The sequence below is a fragment of the Nocardioides sp. Leaf285 genome, from assembly GCF_001422955.1.
GTDB classification, from domain to species: Bacteria; Actinomycetota; Actinomycetes; order Propionibacteriales; family Nocardioidaceae; genus Nocardioides; species Nocardioides kribbensis.
On record NZ_LMNH01000001.1, the window covers coordinates 1 to 23,437 of the forward strand.

19 protein-coding genes are annotated in these 23,437 nt (G+C 74.7%); 14 read left to right on the forward strand and 5 right to left on the reverse strand.

Translation table 11 applies throughout. The annotated features are described in order from the left end of the window. Positions 1–48 precede the first annotated feature (48 nt). Positions 49–684: a hypothetical protein gene (locus tag ASF47_RS00005; protein WP_056862013.1), complete on the forward strand. Its 636-nt coding sequence runs from the start codon at positions 49–51 to the stop codon at positions 682–684. A gap of 1,259 nt (positions 685–1,943) precedes the next feature. Here ASF47_RS00005 and ASF47_RS00015 read toward each other — a convergent pair. Beyond that, entirely contained in the window at positions 1,944–3,185 is a 1,242-nt protein-coding gene (locus ASF47_RS00015) for a hypothetical protein (RefSeq protein WP_056862015.1), read from the reverse strand. Positions 3,186–3,289: 104 nt separating this feature from the next. Here ASF47_RS00015 and hrpA point away from each other — a divergent pair, with 104 nt between their 5' ends. The 4 genes from hrpA to ASF47_RS00035 all read left to right on the forward strand — a co-directional run bounded on the left by hrpA (position 3,290) and on the right by ASF47_RS00035 (position 10,050). Beyond that, positions 3,290–7,201, forward strand: a complete 3,912-nt coding sequence (hrpA, locus tag ASF47_RS00020; protein ID WP_235558561.1) for an ATP-dependent RNA helicase HrpA — start codon at positions 3,290–3,292, stop codon at positions 7,199–7,201. A gap of 40 nt (positions 7,202–7,241) precedes the next feature. Further along, positions 7,242–7,838, forward strand: coding sequence for a hypothetical protein (locus ASF47_RS00025; RefSeq protein WP_228942954.1), 597 nt, complete (start codon positions 7,242–7,244; stop codon positions 7,836–7,838). Positions 7,839–8,007: 169 nt separating this feature from the next. After that, positions 8,008–8,541: a type II toxin-antitoxin system PemK/MazF family toxin gene (locus tag ASF47_RS22050; protein ID WP_056862017.1), complete on the forward strand. Its 534-nt coding sequence runs from the start codon at positions 8,008–8,010 to the stop codon at positions 8,539–8,541. A gap of 129 nt (positions 8,542–8,670) precedes the next feature. After that, on the forward strand, positions 8,671–10,050 hold the full coding sequence (locus ASF47_RS00035) for an ABC transporter substrate-binding protein (RefSeq protein WP_162242252.1): 1,380 nt from the start codon (positions 8,671–8,673) through the stop codon (positions 10,048–10,050). 3 nt (positions 10,051–10,053) lie between these two features. On the opposite strand, the gene ASF47_RS00040 is transcribed toward ASF47_RS00035, so the two are convergent. Next, positions 10,054–11,343, reverse strand: coding sequence for an HRDC domain-containing protein (locus tag ASF47_RS00040; RefSeq protein ID WP_056862019.1), 1,290 nt, complete (start codon positions 11,341–11,343; stop codon positions 10,054–10,056). After that, entirely contained in the window at positions 11,343–11,969 is a 627-nt protein-coding gene (locus tag ASF47_RS00045) for a DUF3000 domain-containing protein (RefSeq protein ID WP_056862020.1), read from the reverse strand. The genes ASF47_RS00040 and ASF47_RS00045 overlap by 1 nt, the downstream gene beginning before the upstream one ends. A gap of 71 nt (positions 11,970–12,040) precedes the next feature. On the opposite strand from ASF47_RS00045, the gene hemE reads away from it, so the two are divergent. Next, positions 12,041–13,090, forward strand: a complete 1,050-nt coding sequence (gene hemE, locus ASF47_RS00050) for a uroporphyrinogen decarboxylase (protein WP_235558562.1) — start codon at positions 12,041–12,043, stop codon at positions 13,088–13,090. On the opposite strand, the gene ASF47_RS00055 is transcribed toward hemE, so the two are convergent. Together ASF47_RS00055 and ASF47_RS00060 are read right to left on the reverse strand one after the other, a co-directional pair. Then, positions 13,059–13,994 (reverse strand): DUF4349 domain-containing protein, encoded by a 936-nt coding sequence (locus ASF47_RS00055; protein WP_056862022.1) that lies wholly within the window; start codon positions 13,992–13,994, stop codon positions 13,059–13,061. The genes hemE and ASF47_RS00055 overlap by 32 nt on opposite strands. Beyond that, positions 13,991–14,929, reverse strand: a complete 939-nt coding sequence (locus tag ASF47_RS00060) for a LysR family transcriptional regulator (RefSeq protein WP_056862023.1) — start codon at positions 14,927–14,929, stop codon at positions 13,991–13,993. The genes ASF47_RS00055 and ASF47_RS00060 overlap by 4 nt, the downstream gene beginning before the upstream one ends. Positions 14,930–15,041: 112 nt before the next feature. Here ASF47_RS00060 and ASF47_RS00065 point away from each other — a divergent pair, with 112 nt between their 5' ends. The 8 genes from ASF47_RS00065 (at position 15,042) to hemQ (ending at position 23,433) form a co-directional block, all read left to right on the forward strand. Further along, positions 15,042–16,382, forward strand: a complete 1,341-nt coding sequence (locus tag ASF47_RS00065) for an acyl-CoA dehydrogenase family protein (RefSeq protein ID WP_082499859.1) — start codon at positions 15,042–15,044, stop codon at positions 16,380–16,382. Between the two features lie 153 nt (positions 16,383–16,535). After that, positions 16,536–17,684 (forward strand): dimethylsulfone monooxygenase SfnG, encoded by a 1,149-nt coding sequence (sfnG, locus tag ASF47_RS00070; RefSeq protein ID WP_056862024.1) that lies wholly within the window; start codon positions 16,536–16,538, stop codon positions 17,682–17,684. After that, on the forward strand, positions 17,681–18,901 hold the full coding sequence (locus tag ASF47_RS00075) for an SfnB family sulfur acquisition oxidoreductase (protein WP_056862025.1): 1,221 nt from the start codon (positions 17,681–17,683) through the stop codon (positions 18,899–18,901). Before sfnG ends, ASF47_RS00075 begins: the two co-directional genes overlap by 4 nt. Before the next feature lie 15 nt (positions 18,902–18,916). Then, positions 18,917–20,089, forward strand: a complete 1,173-nt coding sequence (locus ASF47_RS00080; protein ID WP_056862026.1) for an LLM class flavin-dependent oxidoreductase — start codon at positions 18,917–18,919, stop codon at positions 20,087–20,089. After that, positions 20,086–20,625 carry an NADPH-dependent FMN reductase gene (locus ASF47_RS00085; protein WP_056862027.1) on the forward strand — a complete coding sequence of 180 codons (540 nt, stop codon included), beginning with the start codon at positions 20,086–20,088 and terminating at the stop codon, positions 20,623–20,625. Before ASF47_RS00080 ends, ASF47_RS00085 begins: the two co-directional genes overlap by 4 nt. Beyond that, positions 20,622–21,140, forward strand: a complete 519-nt coding sequence (locus tag ASF47_RS00090) for a flavin reductase family protein (protein ID WP_056862028.1) — start codon at positions 20,622–20,624, stop codon at positions 21,138–21,140. The genes ASF47_RS00085 and ASF47_RS00090 overlap by 4 nt, the downstream gene beginning before the upstream one ends. Before the next feature lie 128 nt (positions 21,141–21,268). Continuing rightward, entirely contained in the window at positions 21,269–22,729 is a 1,461-nt protein-coding gene (gene hemG, locus ASF47_RS00095) for a protoporphyrinogen oxidase (RefSeq protein WP_056862029.1), read from the forward strand. Beyond that, the gene (hemQ, locus tag ASF47_RS00100; protein ID WP_056862030.1) at positions 22,726–23,433 is read left to right on the forward strand and encodes a hydrogen peroxide-dependent heme synthase; all 708 of its coding nucleotides are present in this window, start codon (positions 22,726–22,728) and stop codon (positions 23,431–23,433) included. Before hemG ends, hemQ begins: the two co-directional genes overlap by 4 nt. The last annotated feature ends 4 nt before the right edge of the window (positions 23,434–23,437 follow it).

The following is a 23,437-nucleotide window of genomic DNA, read 5'->3' on the forward strand; positions in this document are numbered from 1 at the left end:
CCCAGAAGTACAGGCCGTACTGGATGATCCCGAACCTCCCAGACCCAGGTGCTCAACGCCTCCCAGACCCAGGTGCTCAACGACACCGGKGCTGCGTTCGTGGACCGCAAGGTCGCCGCCCTCGGCCCCCGCGTGCAGAGCCTCGGCGCGCGGCGCATCGAGCTGTTCGTGGCCGAGGCGGCCGCCAGGCACGACCCCCACGCGAAGGCCGCCCTCGAAGAACGAGCCCGCGGTGGGTGGAACGTGCGGGTGACCCACGACGTCGACCGCGGCTCCGCGTCCGGCACCTCGTGGTTGGAGGCCACCGGTGACACCCAGGACCTCACCCGCTTCCACGACCTGATCTGCGCCACCGCCGCCGAGCTCGGCCGCCACCAGAGCACCACTGGAGCCGTGGTCGAGTCGCTGGAGGTCCGTAAAGCCAGGGCGRTCGGGGTGATCACCGACCGCGCCCAAGGATTGACCGCGTTGGACTCGGTGGAGCCCACGACGGCGAAGGAGCGGGTGGTCTACCTCCACCTGCGCCCCGAGGACCTCGAGCGTGCCGAGACCCTCGCCGCCCTCGACACAGCCCGCACTGGAGCCCACGACGGCGAAGGAGCGGGTGGTCTACCTCCACCTGCGCCCCGAGGACCTCGAGCGTGCCGAGACCCTCGCCGCCCTCGACACAGCCCGCACGAGTAGAGAAGAACCAGCGCCGGAGGAGCCCCCGCCACCCGCCGAGGCCCCGGCCGACGAGCCCCCACCCGACCCCCGGGACCTGCCCACCCCCGCCCCCGCCGACCACGAGACCGTCCCTGCGGGACAGGTCACGACCCCGGTGGCTGAGGAGCGAGCGCAGCGAGCGTCTCGAAGCCAGGCCTCCGCCGGCGGCGACCCCGAGACCACATCCGCCGATTGCGGGACAGGTCACGACCCCGGTGGCTGAGGAGCGAGCGCAGCGAGCGTCTCGAAGCCAGGCCTCCGCCGGCGGCGACCCCGAGACCACATCCGCCGAACAGGCCACGACCCCGGTGGCTGAGGAGCGAGCGCAGCGAGCGTCTCGACGCCCCGCCGCGGGCAACGCCCCCGAGACCACCGCCGGACAGGCCCCGGCCCCGGTGGCTGAGGAGCGAGCGCAGCGAGCGTCTCGAAGCCACCCCACCCCCGACGAACAGCCCGCACCCGAACAGTCCCCACCCGAGCACCCTGCAGGCGACCCGTACCGCACCACCGGCCCCGACCTACGCCCCACAGCGGTCCATCGCCACCACGAGACCAGCTGGCTGTCCCAGATCGACCGCACCGGCCCACCACCCGGCACCGCGGTCGTCGAGGGCCTCGGCGTCGTCTCCACCACCACCCTGCGCCGCTGGCTGGACGGCACCAAGGTCTACGTGAGACCCGTCATCGACCTCGACCCCACCACCGCCGGCGCCGTCGACCGCCACGACCCACCACCCTGGATGCGCGAACACGTCACCCTGCGCGACCCACGCTGCGTGTTCCCCGGCTGCACCGTGCCCTCACGACGCTGCGACCTCGACCACATCACCCCCTACCCTCGTAGCGGTCGAGCCAGAGGTAGCANCACGACCCACCACCCTGGATGCGCCACGACCCACCACCCTGGATGCGCGAACACGTCACCCTGCGCGACCCACGCTGCGTGTTCCCCGGCTGCACCGTGCCCTCACGACGCTGCGACCTCGACCACATCACCCCCTACCGACCCCTCGACCACGACGGACGCCCCGGTCAGACGCACCCCTCCAATCTCGCGCCCCTGTGCCGCCACCACCACCGCCTCAAGACCACCGGCTCCGAGGGCAGCCCACCCTGGAGCTACCACCGGCATCCCGACGGCACCTACGCCTGGACCAACCCCCACGGCTGGACCACGCTGGTCCGCGCCGGCTGAGGCGCGGGGCCTCACGGCCGATCGCACCCCCGACGAGTGCGCGTCAGCGGACGCGGAGGTCGAGCCACCAGGCGTTGGCGTCGACGTACTCGGGCGAGGTCGAGAGGGCGTCGACGAAGACGTGGTAGCGACCCGCGGGCAGGGAGAAGGCGGTGCGCCAGCGCTGTCGTGGTCCGGGGCGGACCATGTGCACCGTCGGGTCGCCGTTGACCGGGGTGACGTGCACCTCGACCCGACCGCGCGGTGGCGCCAGCGTGCCCGAGACGACGACCCGGGGGCCGTCGACGGTCATGTCCTCGCAGGCCCGGACGCCCGGGCAGGGGGTGCCGTCGAGGCGGGGGCGGGAGAGCGCCAGGGCGGCGTAGACGTCGTGGGCCGGGCTGACCACGTCGGGTCGACCACCGGAGCGGTCCCGCCGTGCCCGCCACGTGGCGCTCTGGTCCGCGGTGCGTCGCAGGGTCACCCAGCCGCGAGCGTTGGCGCGCTGCTCGGAGGTGGTGCGCACCGCGCCGTCGGTGAGCACCCGTCGGAAGTGGACCCGGGCGCCGTCGACCGGGGTGACCACGCCGGTGAGCAGCCCGGCGTGGAGGGCGCGGGCGCGCAGCGTGAAGCGGCTGCCGACGGGCGGCGGGTCGCCGACGTCGGCGACGTGGTCGAGGCGCAGCCAGTCGCTCGGCTCCAGGTCGTCGCCGAAGCGGCTCTTCTTCCAGAAGAAGACGTCGAGGCGGGCCGTCGGGCTCCCCACGCAGCCTCCGGTGAGGAGGCCAGCCGTCCAGTCGTCCTGGTTGCCGGGCACGTCGCGGACGCTGCCGGTGAAGTCGGGACCGTGGAGGACGGCCGTGTCGAGGTGGACCCGCTCGAAGACGCCGTCGCCGAGGTCGACCGGGTCGCTGGTGTAGGTGACGCCGCCGGCCTCGACCCACCACACACCCTGCGGCGCGACGCCCTCCGGCGCGTCCTCGCCGCCCCCCGCGCCCATGACCACCACCGACACCGACGGCAACGACCCCGAGCGGTGCCGCACCACCCCGCGCAGGGAGTCGGCGGTGCCCTCGACGAGCAGGCTGCCCTGGCCGGAGGTGGCGGGTCCGGCAGTGAGGCCGACGCGGGTGGTGTCGGCCTCCACGAGGTCGCAGTCGAGCCGACGCAGCGACCAGTCGTCGGGGTCGAGCCCGTGGGTGGGGCGGATGAACGTCTCACCGCCCTGCGCGGGTCCGACGTGCCCCGCGACGGCGAGCAGCGGCGCGAGGAGGGCGGCGGGCACGAGCATCAGCAGACGGCGCATGACCCAGGGTGCGCCGCCAGCAGCCGGCGCGACCAGAGGCCGAGGGCCCGCGCCGGCAACCCGTTGGCCCCCGTCACCCGGCCGCAGGCAGAATGGGGAGCATCATGTCCTCCCCGCGCCCGGCCGGAGAGCAGGCGCCGCCCGAGCTCTCGATCACCTACCCCGCCGAGCTCCCCGTCACCCAGCGCCGCGACGACATCGCGCAGGCCATCCGCGACCACCAGGTCGTGATCGTGGCCGGGGAGACCGGCTCCGGCAAGACCACGCAGCTGCCCAAGATCTGCCTCGAGCTCGGCCGCGGCCGGCGTACGACGAGGAAGGGCCGCGACGGCAAGGAGCGCAGCTCGGGCGGGCTGATCGGCCACACCCAGCCGCGCCGGATCGCGGCCCGGTCGGTGGCGGAGCGGATCGCCGACGAGCTCGGCCAGCCGCTGGGGGAGGAGTCGGTGGTCGGCTACCAGGTGCGCTTCACCGACCGCACGACCCGCGCCACCCGCGTCAAGCTGATGACCGACGGCATCCTGCTCGCCGAGCTGCAGCGCGACCGCATGCTGCGTCGCTACGACACGATCATCATCGACGAGGCCCACGAGCGCTCGCTCAACATCGACTTCCTGCTGGGCTACCTGCGCCGCCTCCTGCCGCAGCGACCCGACCTCAAGCTCGTCATCACCTCGGCCACCATCGACCCCGAGCGCTTCGCCGCCCACTTCGCCGACCGCGACGGGAAGCCGGCCCCGATCATCGAGGTGTCGGGGCGCACCTATCCCGTCGAGATCCGCTACCGCCCGCTCATGGTGCTGCCGGAGGAGGCGGGCGACGACCAGGACGAGGACGGCGAGGTCGTCGTGCGCGACCAGACCGAGGCGATCGTGGAGGCCTGCCGCGAGCTCTTCGCCGAGGGACCCGGCGACATCCTGGTCTTCCTGCCCGGCGAGCGGGAGATCCGCGACACCGCCGAGGCGCTGACCGAGGCCACCCAGGGCACCCGCGGCGGCGGCACGGAGGTCGTGCCCCTCTACTCCCGGCTCTCGGCCGCCGAGCAGCACCGCGTCTTCAGCTCCCACACCGGGCGCCGCATCGTGCTGGCGACCAACGTCGCGGAGACCTCGCTGACCGTGCCCGGCATCCGCTACGTCGTCGACACCGGCGTCGCGCGCATCAGCCGCTACTCGCTGCGCACCAAGGTCCAGCGGCTGCCGGTGGAGGCGATCAGCCAGGCCTCGGCCAACCAGCGCTCCGGGCGCTGCGGTCGCGTCGCGGCCGGCGTGGCGATCCGGCTCTACTCCGAGGAGGACTTCGAGGCGCGCCCGGAGTTCACCGACCCCGAGATCCTGCGCACCAACCTGGCCAGCGTCATCCTGCAGATGACCAGCCTCGGTCTCGGCGACGTGGCCCGCTTCCCCTTCGTCGAGCCCCCCGACCGGCGCAACGTGCAGTCGGGGGTGCAGCTACTCGAGGAGCTCGGCGCGTTGCCCTCGACCGGCGCCCCGGAGGCCCGGCGGCTGACCCGGCTCGGGCAGCGCCTCGCCCGGCTGCCGATCGACCCGCGCCTGGGCCGCATGATCCTCGAGGCCGAGCGGCTCGGCTGCGTGCGCGAGGTGCTCGTCGTGGCGGCCGCGCTGTCGCTGCAGGACCCCCGCGAGCGCCCCGCGGAGCAGCAGGCCCAGGCCGACCAGCTCCACGCCCGCTTCAAGGCCGAGGGCTCCGACTTCCTGACCTGGCTCAACCTGTGGTCGCACCTGCGCGAGCAGCAGCGCGAGCTCTCCGGCAGCGCCTTCCGCCGCATGTGCAAGCGGGAGTTCCTCAACTACCTGCGGGTGCGCGAGTGGCAGGACTTCGAGTCGCAGCTGCGCCAGGTCTGCAAGGAGATGGGCATCGAGGTCGGCCGACCCGCCGACCAGCCCGACGCCGACGGCATCCACCAGGCCCTGCTGTCGGGTCTGCTGTCGCAGATCGGCCTGCTGGAGGAGCGCGAGAAGGAGGCCCCGGGCGCCAAGGCGCGCACCGGTCGCCGCCCGATGCGGGAGTACCTCGGCGCGCGCGGCGCCCGGTTCGCGATCTTCCCCGGCAGCGGACTGGCCCGGAAGCCCCCGCAGTACGTCATGGCCGCCGAGCTCGTCGAGACCGGCCGTCTCTGGGCCCGCCAGGCCGCGGGCTTCGACCCGGCCTGGGCCGAGCGCCTCGGTGGCGACCTGGTCAAGCGCACCTGGTCGGAGCCGCACTGGTCGAAGAAGCGCGCCTCGGTCGTGGCCTACGAGCGGGCGACCCTCTACGGCGTGCCGCTGGTCGCCGACCGGCTCGTGGCCTACGGCAAGGTCGACAAGGAGCTCTCGCGCGAGCTCTTCATCCGCCACGCGCTCGTCTACGGCGAGTGGGCGCAGCTCACCTCGGGCCGCCACCGCTTCTACGCCGAGAACCTGCGCCTGCTCGAGGAGGCCGCCGAGCTCGAGCACCGCGCCCGGCGCCGCGACATCGTGGTCGACGAGCACACCCTCTTCGACTTCTACGACGCCCGGATCGGCCCCGACGTCGTCAGCGGCTCGCACTTCGAGCAGTGGTGGAAGCAGGAGCGCCGCCGCCGCCCCGACCTGCTGACCTTCGACCCGGCGATGCTGACCCACGACGCGGCCGCCGAGGTCAGCGAGGCCGACTACCCCGAGCAGTGGGCCGCCGACGAGGGTCTGACGTTCCCCATCGCCTACCACTTCGAGCCGGGCGCCGCCGACGACGGCCTCACCATCGACGTGCCCGTCACCACCCTGAACCGGGTCGGGGCCGACGACTTCTCCTGGGTCGTGCCGGGGCTGCGCGAGGAGCTGGTCACCAGCCTGATCCGCAGCCTGCCGAAGAACCTGCGCGTCAGCTTCGTGCCCGCCCCCGACCGGGCCCGCGACTTCCTGCGCGACGTGCCGGCGGGCGAGGAGCCGCTGCTCGACGCCCTCGAGCGCTGGTGCCGCTCGACCACCGGCGTCGTCGTGCCCCGCGAGGCGTGGGACTGGACCAAGGTGCCCGAGCACCTGCGACCGACCTACCGCGTCGTCGACGACACCGGGGCCGAGCAGGCCCGCGGCAAGGACCTCGAGGCGCTCAAGGAGCCGTTGCGCCCGCGCTTCGCCCAGGCGATGGCCGAGGTCGCGGCCGACTCCGGAGTCGCCCGCAGCGGTGAGACCGGCTGGACCTTCGGCACCATCGAGCCCTCCTTCGTGCAGACCCGCGCCGGCCACGAGGTCCGCGGCTTCCCGGGGCTCGTCGACGAGGGCGCCAGCGTCGGGCTCGCGGTCGCGGGCTCCGAGGACGAGCGCGACGCCCGCCACCGCCTGGGCGTCGCGCGGCTGCTGCTGCTCGAGCTGCCCTCGCCGGTCAAGCGGGTGCTCGACTCCCTCACCAACGCCGAGAAGCTCGGGCTGGCCGGCTCGCCGTACGCCTCGGTGGCCGAGCTGCTCGAGGACTGCCGCGCCGCCGTGGTGCAGGCCGTCGTCGACGCCCGCCCGCCCGCCCGCACCCCCGAGGCGTACGCCGCCCTGCGCGAGGCCGCCGGCCGCGACCAGGAGGCCCACCTGCGCGCCGTGCTCGGAGACGTGGTGCGCGTGCTCGACGCGTGGCGGCGCACCGAGAAGTCGCTGTCCGGCCGCGCCGACATGGCCATGCTCCCGGCCCTCACCGACATGCGGGCCCAGCTCGCGCGGCTGGTGCACCGCGGGTTCGTCGCCGAGGCGGGCACGACCTGGCTGCGGCGCTACCCGACCTACCTCGCCGCGCTCGACCAGCGCCGGGCCCGTCTCGACCAGGGCGGCGCCGCGGCGCACCGCGACCGGCTGCTGATGGACCAGGTGGCCGACCTGCAGGCCGCGTGGGCGCACCGGACCGAGGCGCTGGCGCCGGGCCGCCCGCCGGGGGAGGCGCTGCGCCAGGTGCGGTGGCTGCTGGAGGAGTGGCGGGTCTCGCTGTGGGCCCAGCAGCTCGGCACCGCCGTGCCGGTCAGCGACCAGCGGATCCGCAAGGCCCTGGGCTGACGGGTCCGCGGCCGCACAGCCCGGGCGTAGTGTCGAGCGGGTGACCCAGCGCCCCCACCACCGGCCCATGCGCAAGGCCGGGGCCTTCTTCGACGAGTTCGTCGGCGGCGACGACCCCGCCATGGTCAGCGAGGCCGCCGACCGCGCCGCCCACCTGCTGGTGCGCGGCGCGGCCGACTCGCGTGACGACGCCGTGGCCGAGCGGCTGCTGCACCTCGCCGAGACCGAGGGCATCGAGACCATCGCCGAGGTGTGGGCCGGCTCGCCGGCCGACTCGCTGGCCGGCTGCCTGTGGCGGCTCTTCGTGCTGCGGCAGTGGGTGCACGCCGACCCGACCGCCGTGGCGCGCGAGTTCGAGGCCGGGCGCGCCCGCGCCCAGGTGGCGCGGGTCGTCGCCGGCGTCGCCGACCCGCCGACGCCCGAGGGCCTCCAGGCGATGGTCGACCAGGTGCTGCGCGGCATCGTCGCCGGCGACTTCGCCGACGTGCTCTTCCGCGCCGCGGCCTTCTCCCGGGTCGTCGCCACCGGCCGCGCCGGACTGCCCGAGCGCACCGACGCCGAGGTGCAGCGCATGCTCGGGCTCTCCGAGCAGCTCGAGGCCGCGGGCCACGCCGAGCTGGCCTCGCGCCTGGCCTGAGCCGGCTCCCGCGGGAGCGGTGCGGTTGGACGACGGGCCTCGGGTCGTTAAACTCTCACTCAGGAGCACGCCGGGCCGCGGCAGCCCCGGGTCCCACAATAAGCCGCTACGAGCGGCCACGCGCCGTGAGGCGCTCCCGGTCCGGCGTGCTCCGACTAGCGTGGCGGCCATGAGCTCCCGTCTGAGCACCGCCCTCCGCGTCGTCCGTGCCCTGCGCCGGAGCACCCGCCCGGCTCCCCGGCCCGGGTCGTCCCCCGGGCCCGGGTCGTCCCCCGGGCCCCGGTCGGGCCCCCGGTCCGGCCCTCGGTCCGGGCCCCGTCTCGACTACGCGCCACGGGCCGACGGCCGCCCCGACCCCGGCGAGGTCGTCTGGGCGTGGGTGCCCTACGAGGAGGACGACGGGCGTGGCAAGGACCGCCCGGTGCTGGTCCTGGCCCGCGCGGCCCGCGGGCGGCGGCTCGTGGCGCTCATGCTCACCAGCAAGGACCACGACCGCGACGCCGCCGACGAGGCACGCCACGGCCGGCACTGGCTCGACGTCGGCGCCGGCGGGTGGGACCGCGAGGGCCGCCCGAGCGAGGTGCGGCTCGACCGGCTGCTCGACCTCGACCCCGCCTCGGTGCGCCGGGAGGGCGCGGCGCTCGACCGCGCGCGCTTCGACGAGGTCGTCGCGGCCGCGCGGGCGCTGCACGGCTGGCGCTGAGCGGGCCCCGAGACGGCCCGGCACGGCCCGGCCGAGGCCGCGCCACACCCCTGAGGACCCGCTCGGTAGGCTGACCCGCGGCGCCCCACGGGTGTCTCAGGCAGTGTCGGAGCGCGGGACGGGGTGTCGGTGAGCAGGTTCGGACGATCGGGCCGGCGGCGTACGTCGCTCCTGGCAGTGCTCGCGCTCGGTGCCTCCCTCGGGCTGGCCGCCTGCTCCGACGAGGGAGGCGACGCCCCCGCCCCGCAGCCGGAGCCGACCGGGCAGGCCTCGCAGGTGCCCCAGGTCGACCTGACCTTCGGCGCCTGGGGCGCCCCGGAGGAGATCAGCGCCTACCAGCAGGCCGTGCGCCAGTTCAACCAGGTCTCCGACGCCAGCCGCGTGGAGCTGCGCTCCTGGCCCACCCGCGAGGCCTTCGTCGCCGCGCTGCGCCGCGGCACCGACGTGCCCGACGTCTACCTCGCCTCGCGCCGCGACCTGACCTGGCTGCGCGAGCAGGGCTGGACCCGTCCGGTCGACGAGCTGCTCGACGAGCGCGACGTCTCCTTCGGCGACGTCTACTCCCGCGACGCCCAGGAGGCGTTCTCGGCCGACCTCAAGCTGCAGTGCATGCCCTACGGCGTCTCCCCGATGGTCATCTACTACAACGAGGACCTCGTCGACCTCGACACCATGGCCGAGCGCGGCATCTCGGTGCCGCCGGAGTCGCACTCGCGCTTCACCTTCGACCAGTTCCGCGCGGCCGCGGAGTTCGCGGCCAAGCCGCGCCGCGGCACCCGCGGCGTCTACATCGACCCCACCCTGCGCGGCCTCTCGCCCTTCGTCTACGCCGGGGGAGGAGAGGTCTTCGACGACGAGGACCAGCCCACGTCGCTGGACTTCTCCAGCGACGACACCCGCGAGGCGCTCGAGACGACCCTCGAGGTGCTGCGCGACCCGCGCCTGACCCTCAGCCAGGACCAGCTCGATCAGGCCTCCGGGCTGGAGTGGTTCAAGCGCGGCAAGGTCGGCATGATCGCCGGCTTCCGCGACCTCGTGCCGGAGCTGCGCGAGGTCGACGGGCTCGACTTCGACGTGCTGCCGATGCCGACCCTCGACACCACCGCCACCATCGGCGACCTCACCGGGCTGTGCCTGGACCCCGACACCGAGAGCCTGGTGGAGTCGGCCGACTTCCTGGTCCACATGATCTCCTCGCCGGAGGTCGCCGTGGTCACCCGGGCCGGGCACCTCGTGCCGGCCAACCAGGAGGTCGCGCTCTCCGAGGACTTCCTGCAGACCGACGAGCAGCCGGCCAGCGCGGGCGTCTTCACCTACACCAACCGCTTCATGGTGCTGCCGCCGCTGCTCGACACCTACAGCGAGCTCCAGGCCGCGGTCGACCCGACCATCGGCGAGCTGGTCAGCGCGCCGGGCGTGCTGCCGCTGGACGAGCTCACCACGCAGATCGACGAGGAGTCGCGCGAGGTGCTGGAGCAGCCCGTGGAGGACGACTCCGAGGAGGAGTGAGGCTCAGTCCTCCTCGACCGGCTCCTCCACGGGGAGGTCGGCCTCCAGGATCGCGGCGGTGAGCACCGGCTCGGCCAGCGCGACCTGCCACGGACGTGCGCCGTAGCCGCTCAGCAGGGCGGCGACCGCCTCCGCGAGGGCCGCGGGCTCGCGGGTGTGCGGCGGGTCCCAGAGGGTGCGGCGCAGGTAGTCGGGGGTGAGGACGTTCTCGACCGGGAGGTGCTGCTCCTCGGCGAGGGCCGCCATCTGCTCGCGGGCGAGCTGGAGCCGGCGGGCGGCGACCGGGTCGCGCTCGGCCCACGCGCGGGGCAGGGGCGGTCCGTCGGAGCGCGGCGAGCGCGTCGGCAGGTCCTTCTCCTCGGCCTCGGCGGCGCCGCGCACGGCGGCGACCCAGCGGCTGGAGTAGCGCTCCGCGCCGCGGCCGTGGAAGCCCTTGGTGCCCAGCAGGGCCGCCCGGTCCTCCGGCATCGCGGTCGCGGCCGCCACGATGGCGGCGTCGGGGATGATCCGCCCCGGCGTCACGTCGCGCTGCTCGGCGATCTCGTCGCGCGCCTCCCACAGCGCCTTGGCCGCGCCCAGCGAGCGTCGTCCCCGCACCCGGTGCAGGCCCGACGTACGCCGCCAGGGATCCACCCGCGGTGTCGGCGCGAAGCCGCGCAGCGCGTCGAACTCCTGGCGCGCCCACTCGTCCTTGCCGGACTCGACCAGCTCGGCGGCGAGCCGGTCGCGCAGCTCGACGAGCACCTCGACGTCGAGCGCGGCGTACTCCAGCCACGGCTCGGGCAGCGGCCGGGTCGACCAGTCGACCGCGGAGTGCTCCTTCTTCATCCGGGCGCCCAGCAGCGTCTCGACGAGCGTGGCCAGCCCGACGCGGGGGTAGCCGAGCAGCCGGCCCGCGAGCTCGGTGTCGAAGAGCGCGTCGGGGTGCAGGCCGAGCTCGGTGAGACAGGGGAGGTCCTGGGTGGCGGCGTGCAGGATCCACTCGGTGCCCGCCAGCGCCTCCTGGAGCGGGGCCAGGCTCGACAGGCCGATCGGGTCGACGAGGAAGGTCGTGGACCCCTCACGGCGCAGCTGGATGAGGTAGGCGCGACCGGAGTAGCGGTAGCCCGACGCGCGCTCGGCGTCGATGGCGACCGGGCCGGTGCCGGCGGCCAACGACGCGCAGACCTCGCGCAGGCCGGCGTCGGTGTCGGTGAGCGGCGGCAGGCCGTCGCGCAGGGTCAGCAGCGGCAGCTCGGGAGCCTGCTCGGGGGCCTGCTCGGGGATCGGGGTGGTGTCGGGCTCGTCCGTCATCAGCGGGTGGGGCCGCGCTGCCCGCGGCGGCTCGGCATCATCGTGACCCCGTCGGGCACGGGAGGCAGGCCCGCGGCGGTGCACAGCAGCTCACCCCAGGCCTCGACGTGCGGGGCGAGGTCGGGGGCGCCGTCGTCGCCGAGGGCGGGCGTCCACGACGCGCGCACCTCGATCTGCGCGGTGCGCCCCTCCTCGGCCATGCCGCCGAAGCTCTCGGTCGTCACCGTGGTCACGGTGCCCGACGCGGCCAGGTGGGCGGCGCCGTGGGACTCCAGCGCCTCGGCCAGCCAGGACCAGCCGACCTCGGGCAGCATCGGGTCGGCCACGAGGTCGACGTCGATGTCGGCGCGGGCGTAGGCGACGCAGCGGAAGGTGCCCTCCCAGGCGTCGTTGCCGTCGGGGTCGTGGAGCACGATGATCCGCCCGGTGCCGACGTCGGTGCCGTCGACCGTCACGTCGGCCGACAGTGCGGAGGCGTAGGGGGCGATCCGCTGCGGCGCCGGCATCTGCTCGCAGAGTACCTCGGGGCGCAGCCGCGCACCCTGCATGCTGGCGACAGCATGCCGGAACTCGGGGGGCTGCGCGTCCGCGCCCGCACCCGGGCGCGTCTCCTGGCGGACGACCATGGGGCCACAGTAGGTCGGGAGGACTCGAACCGATGTGCGAACACGCCGGGGGGAGTGCGACCCTTGTGCCCGTGACGACTGCCACCGCGCCCGCGCAGGACCTCGCCGACAGCGCCTTCCTCAAGGCCGTCCGGGGGGAGCCGGTGCCCCACACGCCGGTGTGGTTCATGCGCCAGGCGGGCCGCAGCCTCCCCGAGTACCTCCGGGTGCGCGAGGGCGTCGGCATGCTCGAGTCCTGCATGGATCCCGACCTGGTGGTCGAGATCACGATGCAGCCGGTGCGTCGCTACGGCGTCGACGCGGCGATCTTCTTCTCCGACATCGTGCTGCCGCTCAAGGCCGTCGGGGTCGACCTCGACATCAAGCCCGGCATCGGCCCGGTGGTCGCCGAGCCGGTGCGCACGCTGGCCGACGTGGCCGCCATCCCCGACCTGACCCCCGAGCACGTGCCCTTCATCACCCAGGCCGTGCAGGGTCTCGTCGGCGAGCTCGGCGCCACCCCGTTGATCGGCTTCGCCGGCGCGCCGTTCACGGTCGCCTCCTACCTCGTCGAGGGCGGGCCGTCGAAGGAGCACGCCAAGACCAAGGCCATGATGTTCGGCGCCCCCGAGGTGTGGGAGGCGCTCATGGCCAAGATCGCCGGGATCGCCGCGGCCTACCTCGAGGTGCAGGTCGCCGCCGGCGCCTCTGCCGTGCAGCTCTTCGACTCCTGGGCCGGCGCGCTGACCCCGGCCGACTACGTCGAGCACGTCATGCCCCACTCGGCCCGCGTGCTCGAGCGGGCCGGCGCGCTGGGCGTGCCGCGCATCCACTTCGGGGTCGGCACCTCCAACCTGCTGGGCCTGATGGGTCAGGCCGGCGCCGACGTGGTCGGCGTCGACTGGCGCACGCCGCTGACGCAGGCCATCGGCCAGGTCGGCGACCGCGCCGTGCAGGGCAACCTCGACCCGACGCTGGTCTTCGCCCCCACCGACGTCATGACCTCGCGCGCCGCCGAGGTGATCGAGGCCGGCCGCGCGGCCCGGGGGCACGTCTTCAACCTCGGGCACGGCGTGATCCCCTCCACCGACCCCGACCAGCTGGCCCGGCTCACGGAGTTCGTGCAGTCCTACCCGCTCTGAGCGAGCGCACCAGCAGCGCGAGCGGCACGCCGAGCAGCAGCGCGACGACCGCGAAGGGCAGCACGGCGCCGAGCGCGGTGGCCGCACCCACCGCCACCGACGACAGGCCGTCCCAGCCGGCGGCCAGCCCGGCCAGGAAGCCCGACCGGTCCTCCTCGGGCCGCTGGTCCGAGGACGGGTCAGGCGTGCGGGCGAGCCTGACCGTGATCGTCGACAGCGAGGTCTGGTCGGTGAGGTAGGCCTGCTGGGCCAGCAGCGAGTCGAGGTCGGCCTGGCGACGGGTCAGCTGGCCCTCGATGCTGATGACGGCACCGATGGTCTCGGCCCGCGCCAGCAGGGCCTCGATGCGCGCGATGCTGGCGCGCTGGGCCCGCACCCGCACCTCGTTGTCGACCACCTGGGTCGTGACGTCCTCGCTCGCGCGGCGCGAGTCCTCGGTGACCCCGATGCCCTCCAGGGCCTCCATCGCCACGGCGAAGTCCTCGCTCGGCACGCGCAGCACCAGACGGGTCGACTCCACGGCCCCGTCGTCGTCGCTGGTCGACCGCTCCTCCGCGACCGTCCCACCGGTCTGGTCGAGCACGTCCTGCACCTCGTCGCGCGCCGCCGCCACGTCGTCGGCGCGCACCTCGAGGCTGCCGGTGGAGATGATCGCCGGTGTGGCCGGCTCGACCGCCGCGGGCCGGGCGCGGGCGGCGCTGCTGCCGGAGCCGCCCTCGACCGCCGAGGACAGGGCCGACTCGGGCCCGACGGCGTCGGCGGCGGTGTCGGCGGTGTCGGCGGTGCTGCCGGCGCCGGACGCCTCGTCGGAGCCGCCGCCGGAGCAGGCGGTGAGGCCGAGGAGCAGGGCGAGCAGGAGAGCGGTCGGCAGGGCGGCCGGGGCGCTGCGGTGGCGTCGGGTCATGCCCCCTGGGACGCCGCGACGGCCAGGGCGGTTCCGCTGCTGCGCCGGCGCGCCAGGTCGACCAGCAGGCCCCGCAGCTCGCGCACCTGCACCGGCACCCGGTCGGGCGCGCGGTGGCGCAGCACCAGCGACACCACCGTGCGGTCGCCGGCGATGGGCCGGGTGGTGAGGAGGCCCGCGCGCTCGAGGGGGTCGTCGACGACGCTGTAGTCGGGCAGCACGGTGAGACCCAGCCCCTCGGCGACCATCACCTTGCCGAGCTCCGCGCCGTCGGTGCTGTGGCAGGTGGCCGGCATGTGGCCGGCGAACAGTCGGTGGGCGAAGCGGTGCATCAGGTAGCCCGCGCGCATGGTGACGAACCGCTCGGCGCGCAGCTGGTCGACGCCCACCTCGGCGTACGCCGTGAGCGCGTGACCGGCCGGGAGCACGGCGACCGGGCGCCCGTGGAGGAGATCGGTGCCGACCAGGTCGGTGGGGGTGTCGTCGCCGGAGAGCACGTTGACCAGGCCGAGGTCGAGGGAGCCCTCGTGCAGGCCGGCGTCGATCTCGGCCTGCTGCATGGTCATCACCTCGACCGTGGTGCCGGGGTGGCTGTCCTGCAGTCCGCGCACGGCCGGCACCAGCAGGCTGGAGGTGGCGGCGTTGACCGTGCCGAGCCGGATCAGCCGGGCCGAGGCGGTCTGGTCGCCCGCGGCGGTGCGCAGCCGGTCGACGGCCTCGAGCACGTCGACCATGTTCTGCAGCAGGTCGCGCCCCTGGCGGCTGATCCGGGCGCCGGACCGGCGCCGGTCGAGCAGCGTCACGCCGAGCTCGCGCTCGAGCTTGCTGACCGCCTCGCTGAGCGCCGGCTGGGAGATGTGCAGTCGCTCGCTGGCGCGGCGCAGGGAACCGTGCTGGGTGACGGCGGCGAGGTACTCCAGCTGCTCGATGCGCACCGGGGATCCTTCCTGGGAGGGGCGGGTGTCGGCTTGCCCCCGGGGCTCCTCGAAGTCATAGTCGACAAAGTCAGTAGACAAACCGTGTCATGACTGTAGCCGAGGAGCGCCCATGTCTGTCCAGCCGTCCGTCCAGCCCGCCGCGCGGTCGTCCGTGGGGCGTGCCCCCGCCCGGGAGGCCGCCGTGCCGTTCGTGCCCCACGTCGCCGTCGACTCCCCGCGCCTGGCGGGGCTGCGCGCGACCTACGCCCCGCTGTGGGAGCGGATCGCGGCCGGGGCCGTCGGGCGCGAGCTCGACGGCGAGCTGCCGGTCGAGCAGGTCGCCTGGCTCAAGGCGGCCGGCTTCGGCGCGGTGCGCGTGCCGCGCGAGCACGGCGGGGAGGGGCTGTCGCTGCCGGAGGTGACCCAGCTGTGGGTCGAGCTCGCGGCGGTCGACAGCAACCTCCCGCAGGCCTTCCGCGGCCACTTCGCCCTCGTCGAGGACCGGCTGTGGCAGCACGCCCGCGGCTCCGACCAGGCGCGGTGGTTCGACCGGTTCGCCGCGGGCGAGATCGCCGGCAACGCCTGGTCGGAGGTCGGTGCCACCGAGATCGGCACGCAGCGCACGGTGCTCACCCGCCTCGCGGGCGGCGACTACCGCCTCGACGGCACGAAGTACTACACGACCGGCACCATCTACGCCGAGTGGGTCGACGTCTACGCCGTGCGTGACGAGGGCGCCGAGGGCGAGGGGCCCGGCGGCGGGGCCGCCGACGACTTCGCGATCGCGATCGTCGACACCCGCCGCTCCGGGGTCAGCGTCGTCGACGACTGGGACGGCTTCGGCCAGCGCGGCACCGGCAGCGGCACGACGAGCTTCGACGCCGTGCGCGTGCCCGCCGAGGACGTGCTCGCCTTCGAGGAGCGCTTCCCGCACCAGACCGCGCTCTACCAACTCAACCTGCTCGCGATCCTCGCCGGGATCGGGCGTGCAGCGCTCGCCGACGCGGTCACCGAGGTGCGCCGCCGCGAGCGCAACTACTCCCACGCCAACGCCGCCCGGGTGCGCGACGACGCGCAGGTGCTCGCCCGCATCGGCGAGATCGCCGCCGCCGTCTACGCCGCGGAGGCCGCCACGCTGCGGGTCGCCGAGGCCCTCCAGGCCGTCGCCGACTCCGCGCACGGCGACCCCGAGCGCACCCGGCGCCTGGTCGAGGTCGGCGAGATCGAGTCGTCCACCGCGCAGGTCGTCGTCACCGATCTCGTGCTGCGCGCCACCAACGACCTCTTCGACACCCTCGGCGCCTCGGCCACCGCGCGCGGCCGGGCCCTCGACCGGCACTGGCGCAACGCCCGCACGGTGTCGTCGCACAACCCCCGGATCCTCAAGGCGCGGGTGGTCGGCGACCACCTCGTCAACGGAGCGACCCCGCCGTACGCCTGGTCGATCGGGGCCACGCGGCGCGACCGGTGACGTGACCGGTGACGGGCGGTGAGAGGCGGTGCCTGTCACCCCGTCGCCGCTTCCGGTGGGGCTCCCGGGGGTCCCGCCTTGCATCCCGGCCTATTGTCCAGCAATCTTATCGACATAAGCGGCTTCGGCCGCGAGAGACCACGAGGAGTCCCCATGACCGTGCAGCAGACCCGCGGCGAGACCGGCGTGCAGCCGGGTCACGAGCCGCTGAAGTTCGCCTACTGGGTGCCCAACGTCAGCGGCGGCCTGGTCGTCAGCAAGATCGAGCAGCGCACCGACTGGAGCTACGAGTACAACAAGCGCCTGGCCAAGGTCGCCGAGGACAGCGGCTTCGAGTACGCCCTGTCGCAGGTGCGCTACATGGCCTCCTACGGCGCGGCCTACCAGCACGAGTCGACCTCGCTGTCGCTCGCGCTGCTGCTCGCCACCGAGCGGCTCAACGTCATCGCCGCGGTGCACCCCGGCCTCTGGCAGCCCGGCGTGCTCGCCAAGTTCATCGCCTCCGCCGACCAGATCTCCGGTGGGCGCGCCGCGATCAACGTCGTCTCCGGCTGGTTCAAGGACGAGTTCACGCGGCTCGGCGAGCCGTGGCTCGAGCACGGCGAGCGCTACCGCCGCGCCGAGGAGTTCATCCGCTACGTCCGCGAGATCTGGACCAGCGACCACGCGGAGCACCAGGGCGACTTCTACCGCCTGCACGACTTCGACCTGAAGCCGAAGCCGCTGGACGTGCCCGGCCGGGCCCACCCCGAGATCTTCATGGGCGGCAACTCCACCGACGCCCGCGGCATGGGCGGGCGGGTCACCGACTGGTACTTCATGAACGGCAACACCCCCGAGGGCGTCGCCGAGCAGGTCCGCGACGTCACCGACGTGGCCCGGGTCAACGGCCGCCCCGAGGGGGCCGTGAAGTTCGGCGTCAACGGCTTCGTGGTCGCCCGCGACAGCGAGGCCGAGGCCCGCCAGGTGCTGCACGACATCATCGACCAGGCCGACGTCGAGGCCGTCGAGGGCTTCGGCTCCGCGGTCAAGCAGGCCGGCCAGTCGACGGGTGACAAGAAGGGCATGTGGCAGGACTCCGACTTCTCCGACCTCGTGCAGTACAACGACGGCTTCCGCACCGGCCTGGTGGGCACGCCCGAGCAGGTCGCCCACCGGATCATGGAGTACAAGCGGCAGGGCGTGCAGATGATGCTGCTCGGCTTCCTGCACTTCATCGAGGACGTCGAGCACTTCGGTCGCGAGGTGCTGCCGATCGTGCGCGAGCTGGAGGCCGCCGAGCTCGCGAGGGTCGGCCGATGACGACGCTGACCGCCCCCGCGACGGTGCCCGTGCTCGACGCCGACGCCGCGCTGCGCGTCGCCGCCGACCTCGCGGGCGAGCTGGCGCAGGGCGCCGTACGCCGCGACGCGGAGCGGGTGCTGCCGGCCGCGGAGCTCGACCTGCTGTCGGCCTCGGGGCTGCTGGCGATCACGGTGCCGGCCGAGCACGGCGGCGCCGACCTGCCGGTGGAGGTCGTGGCCGAGGTCTTCCGCCTGCTCGGCGCGGGCGACCCCAGCGTGGCCCAGGTGCCGCACAGCCACTTCGTCTACGTCAACGCGCTGCGCCACCAGGGCACGCCGGCCCAGCAGGCGTTCTTCTTCGGCGAGGTGCTGCGCGGGCGCCGGCTGGGCAACGCCCAGTCCGAGGTCGGCACGAAGCACGTGCGCGAGCACCGCACCACCCTGACCCCGACCGGGCCCACGGCGGAGGGCGCCCGCACCTGGCGCCTCGACGGCGAGAAGGGCTACAGCACCGGCGCGCTCTTCGCCGACTGGATCCCCGTGCTCGCCCACCTCGGCGAGGACGGTCCCATGCACGTCGCGTGGGTGGAGCGCACCGCTCCCGGCGTCACGGTCGTCGACGACTGGGCCGGCATGGGCCAGCGCACCACCGCCAGCGGCACGGTGCGCCTCGAGGGTGTGGCGGTCGACGACTCGCGGATCACGCCCTACCACCTGACCTTCGAGGGCCCGCAGACCTACGGTGCCTTCGCCCAGCTCCTGCACGCCGCGATCGACGCCGGGATCGCCCGCGCGGCGATCGAGGACGCGGCGGCCTTCGTCACCACGACGTCGCGGCCCTACCCCGACGCCGGGGTGGAGCGGGCCGCCGACGACCCGCTCGTCGTGCACGCCTTCGGCGAGATGGACCTCGCCGTGCGCGGCGCGGAGGCCCTGGTGGCCGAGGCCGGGCGCGCCGTCGACCGCGCCGACGCCCACCTCACGGTCGAGAGCGCCGGGGCGGCCAGCCTCGCCGTGGCCGCCGCGCGCGCCTCGACCACCCAGGTGTCGGTGGCCGTCGCCAGCCGGCTCTTCGAGGTCGCCGGCACCCGCTCGGCCCTCGACGGGCTCAACCTGCACCGCCACTGGCGCAACGCCCGCACCCACACGCTCCACGACCCTGCGAGCTGGAAGGTCCAGCACCTCGGGCGCCACGCCCTCGAGGGCACGCTGCCGCCCAACCACGGTCAGATCTGAGAGGAAGAACCCCCCATGAGCCCGTTGACGTTCCACTGGTTCCTGCCCACCAACGGCGGTGACGGCCGCCAGGTCGTCGGCGGCGGCCACGGCGTGAGCGCCGGGCCGTCGGGTCGACCCGCCGACGTGCCCTACCTCGGCCAGATCGCCCGCGGCGCCGAGCAGATGGGCTTCGAGGCCGCCCTCACCCCGGCCGGTGCGTGGTGCGAGGACGCCTGGCTCTCGACCGCGATGCTGAGCCAGGTCTCCGAGCGGCTGAAGTTCCTGGTCGCCTTCCGGCCCGGGCTGGTCGCGCCCTACCTCGCCGCGCAGATGGCCGGCACCTTCCAGAACCTCACTGGCGGCCGCCTGCTGCTCAACGTGGTCACCGGTGGCGAGAGCCACGAGCAGCGCATGTTCGGCGACTTCCTCGACAAGGAGGCCCGCTACGCCCGCTGCGACGAGTTCCTCGAGATCGTGCGCCGGCTGTGGGCCGGGGAGACGGTCGACTTCGCCGGTGAGCACCTGCAGGTCGAGAGCGCGACGCTCGGGCAGATCCCCGACCCGGTGCCCGCGATCTACTTCGGTGGCTCCTCACCGGCGGCCGGCAGGGTCGCGGCCAAGCACGCCGACGTCTACCTCACCTGGGGCGAGCCGCCAGCCGCGGTGGCCGAGAAGGTCGACTGGATCCGGAAGCTCGCGGCCGAGGAGGCACGCGGTGCCGAGCGCCCGATCCGCTTCGGCATCCGGATGCACACCATCGTGCGCGACACCGCCGAGGAGGCGTGGGCCGAGGCCGACCGCCTGCTCGCCGGTATCGACCCGGCCTCGATCAAGGCCGTGCAGGAGGGCCTGCGCAAGAGCGAGTCGGAGGGCCAGCGCCGCATGCTCGACCTCAACGGCGGCAGCAAGGACGACCTGGAGATCCACCCCAACGTCTGGGCCGGCGTGGGCCTCGTGCGCGGCGGCGCCGGCACGGCCCTCGTGGGCAGCCACGAGCAGGTCGCCGACCGGATCGAGGAGTACCACTCCGTCGGCATCGACGAGTTCGTGCTCTCGGCCTACCCCCACCTCGAGGGGGCCTACCACTTCGGCGAGGGCGTGCTGCCGATCCTGGCCGAGCGCGGCCTGTGGGAGCACCCGGCCCCGCCGGTGCACCACAACACCGCCGTGCCGTTCCAGGCCGCCGGCCGCACGGCGGCGTCGTGACGGCCCGCCCGCGCGTCGCGGTGGTGGTCGGCAACCCCAAGCCGCGCTCGCGCACCCTCGGGGCGGCCACGCTGCTGGCCCGTGAGCTGTCGGGGGAGGAGCCCGACCTGACCGTCGACCTCGCCGAGCTCGGCCCGGCCCTGCTCGACTGGTCCAGCGCGGTCGTCGCCGACCTCGTCGAGGCCGTGGGGGAGGCCGACCTCGTCGTCGTGGCCTGCCCCACCTACAAGGCCACCTACACCGGCCTCCTCAAGCTCTTCCTCGACCGTTTCGCCGCCGGCACGGGGCTGCGCGGCGTCGCGGTGCCCCTCATGCTCGGCGCCGGCCCCGCGCACGCCCTGGCCCCCGAGCTCACCCTGCGCCCGGTGCTCACCGAGCTCGGCGCCACGGTGCCGGCGCGCGGCCTCTACGTGCTCGACCAGCACCACGACGACCCGGCGGCCTACGCCGACTGGCTCGCGACGGCGCGGGCCCGCGTGGCCGCCCTGCTCGACCCCGCGCTCCACCCCCACCTCCCGACAGGAGCCCCCGCATGAGCCTCACCGCCCTCTCCACCAACCAGGACCTCGACCCCCAGCGCCTGCGCGAGGCCTTCGGCATCTTCCCCAGCGGGGTCGTCGCCGTGGCCGCGCAGGTCGACGGACGCCCGGTCGGGCTGGCCGCGAGCTCGTTCACCTCGGTCAGCCTGGAGCCGGCGCTGGTGTCGTTCTCGATCGCCAACACCTCCAAGACCTGGCCCGACCTGCGCCGCGCCGACCACCTCGGCGTCACCGTGCTGGCCGACCACCACGGCGGGGTCTGCCGCCAGCTCGCCGGGCCGGTCGACGAGCGCTTCACCGGCATCGACATCTCCACCACCGACGACGGTGCGGTGACCCTCGACGAGGGCCTGGCCCGCTTCGACTGCTCGCTCTACCGCGAGGTCGAGGCCGGCGACCACACCATCGTGCTGCTCCAGCTGCACGCCGTGGAGTCGGTCGACGGCGCGGTCGCCGACGCCCCGCTGGTCTTCCACCGCAGCGGCTTCGGACGGATGGCCGCCTCGGCCTGAGCGCCCCCCGCCGCTGCTCCGACTCCACCGCCCGACTCCCACCCCCCGACTCCCACCCCCCGACTCCCACGCCGCGACGACCCCGCACCCGGTCGTCGCGGCGTGGGCCGCTCTGAGACGCTGGTGGCATGGCTGCACCCGGCACCCCCCGCGCCCTGGCCGTGGTGGTCGGCGGCGGCATCGCCGGCCTCGCCGCGGCCCGCGACCTGGCCCAGGCCGGCCACGAGGTCGTCGTGCTCGAGGCCGCCGACCGCGTCGGCGGCAAGCTGCTCCGCCACGAGGTCGCCGGCGCGCTGGTCGACGTCGGCGCCGAGGCGATGCTCAACCGCCGAGCCGAGGGCGTCGACCTGGCCCGCGCGGTTGGGCTCGAGGTCGAGCACCCGGCCGTGGTCAGCTCGCGCATCCACAGCCGCGGGGCGATGCGGCCGTTGCCGCGCTCGCTCATGGGGGTGCCGCTCGACCTGGCCGCGCTCGAGGCCTCCGGCGTGCTCTCGCCCGAGGGCCTGGCGCGGGCCGCCCGGGAGGTCGACCTGCCCGCCAGCGACCTGGGGGACCCGGGCGACCCGGGTGCCGACGTCACCGTCGGCGACCTCGTGGACGCCCGCTTCGGCCCCGAGGTGACCGACCGGCTCGTCGAGCCCCTGCTCGGCGGGGTCTACTCCGGCCTGGCCCGCGAGATCTCCGCGCGCGCCGCGGTGCCGCAGCTGGTCGCGCTGGCCGCCCGCGGCTCGGTGGTCACCCACGGCGGCGCGGTGCCCACGACGTACGCCGGCCCGGTCTTCGCGGGGCTGTCCGGCGGCATGGGGGCGCTGCCCGACGCGGTGGTCGCCGCCGGTGATCTGCGCGTGCGCACCGGCACCACCGTGCGCGGCCTGCGCCGCACGCCCGAGGGCCTCGAGCTGCTGCTCGGCCCCACCACCGACCCCGAGCTGCTGCGCGCCGACCTCGTCGTGCTGGCCACCCCGCCCGCACCGACCGCGCGGCTGCTCGCCGACGTGGCGCCCGCCGCCGCGAGCGAGCTGGCCGCGGTGGAGACGGCCTCGGTGGCGGTGGTGACCCTCGCCGTGCGGGCCGCCGACGCCCCGGCGCTGGCGGCCGCCGACACGTCGGGCTTCCTGGTGCCACCGGTCGAGCGGCGCCGGATCAAGGCGGCGACGTACTCCTTCTCCAAGTGGGCGTGGGTGCGCGAGGCCGGCCGCGGGCTGGTCGACGGCGACGACGTGCTGCTGCTGCGCACCTCGCTGGGCCGTCACCGCGAGGAGCGCACCCTGCAGGCCGACGACGCCGAGCTCGTCGCCGCGTCGCTGTCCGACCTGCACGCGCTGACCGGGCTCGACGCCCGCCCCGTCGACACCCACGTGCAGCGCTGGGGCGGCGGGCTGCCGCAGTACGCCGTGGGCCACGTCGCGCGCGTCGCGCGGGTGCGGACCGCGGTCGCGCAGGTGCCGGGCCTGGCGGTCTGCGGCGCGGCCTACGACGGGGTCGGCATCCCCGCAGCCGTCGGCTCGGCCCACCGCGCGGTGCGCGAGCTGCTGGCGACCAGGGTCACGTGGGCCGACGAGGCCCCGCGCGGCATGATGGAGCCATGAGCGACACCCAGACCAACGCCGCCCGGCTGCGCGAGATCAACGACTCCATCCGCTACACCACGTGGTCGGTCTTCCGTCTCGACCGGGTGCTCGGCGACGCCGACCGCGAGGCCGAGGGCGCCGAGGTCGAGAAGCTCCTCGCCGAGCTGGCCGAGGAGGGGGTCGTGGTGCGCGGCGTCTACGACGTCGCCGGCCTGCGCGCCGACGCCGACGTCATGGTCTGGTGGCACGCCGCCGACTCCGAGGCCCTCCAGTCGGCCTACCACCGCTTCCGCCGCACCGCGCTCGGCTCGCGCCTGGCGCCGGTCTGGTCGCAGATGGCGCTGCACCGGCCCGCGGAGTTCAACAAGTCGCACGTGCCGGCGTTCCTCGCCGACGAGGAGCCGAAGCGCCACGTCTGCGTCTACCCCTTCGTGCGCTCCTACGAGTGGTACCTCCTGCCCGACGAGGAGCGCCGCGACATGCTCAAGGAGCACGGCATGCAGGCGCGGCCCTACCCCGACGTGCGCGCCAACACCGTCGCCTCCTTCGGCCTCGGCGACTACGAGTGGCTCCTCGCCTTCGAGGCCGACGAGCTGCACCGCATCGTCGACCTCATGCGCGACCTGCGCGCGAGCCGCGCGCGCCGCCACGTGCGCGAGGAGATCCCGTTCTACACCGGCGCCCTGGTGCCGGTGGCCGAGCTGGTCCAGCGCCTGCCCTGAGCGG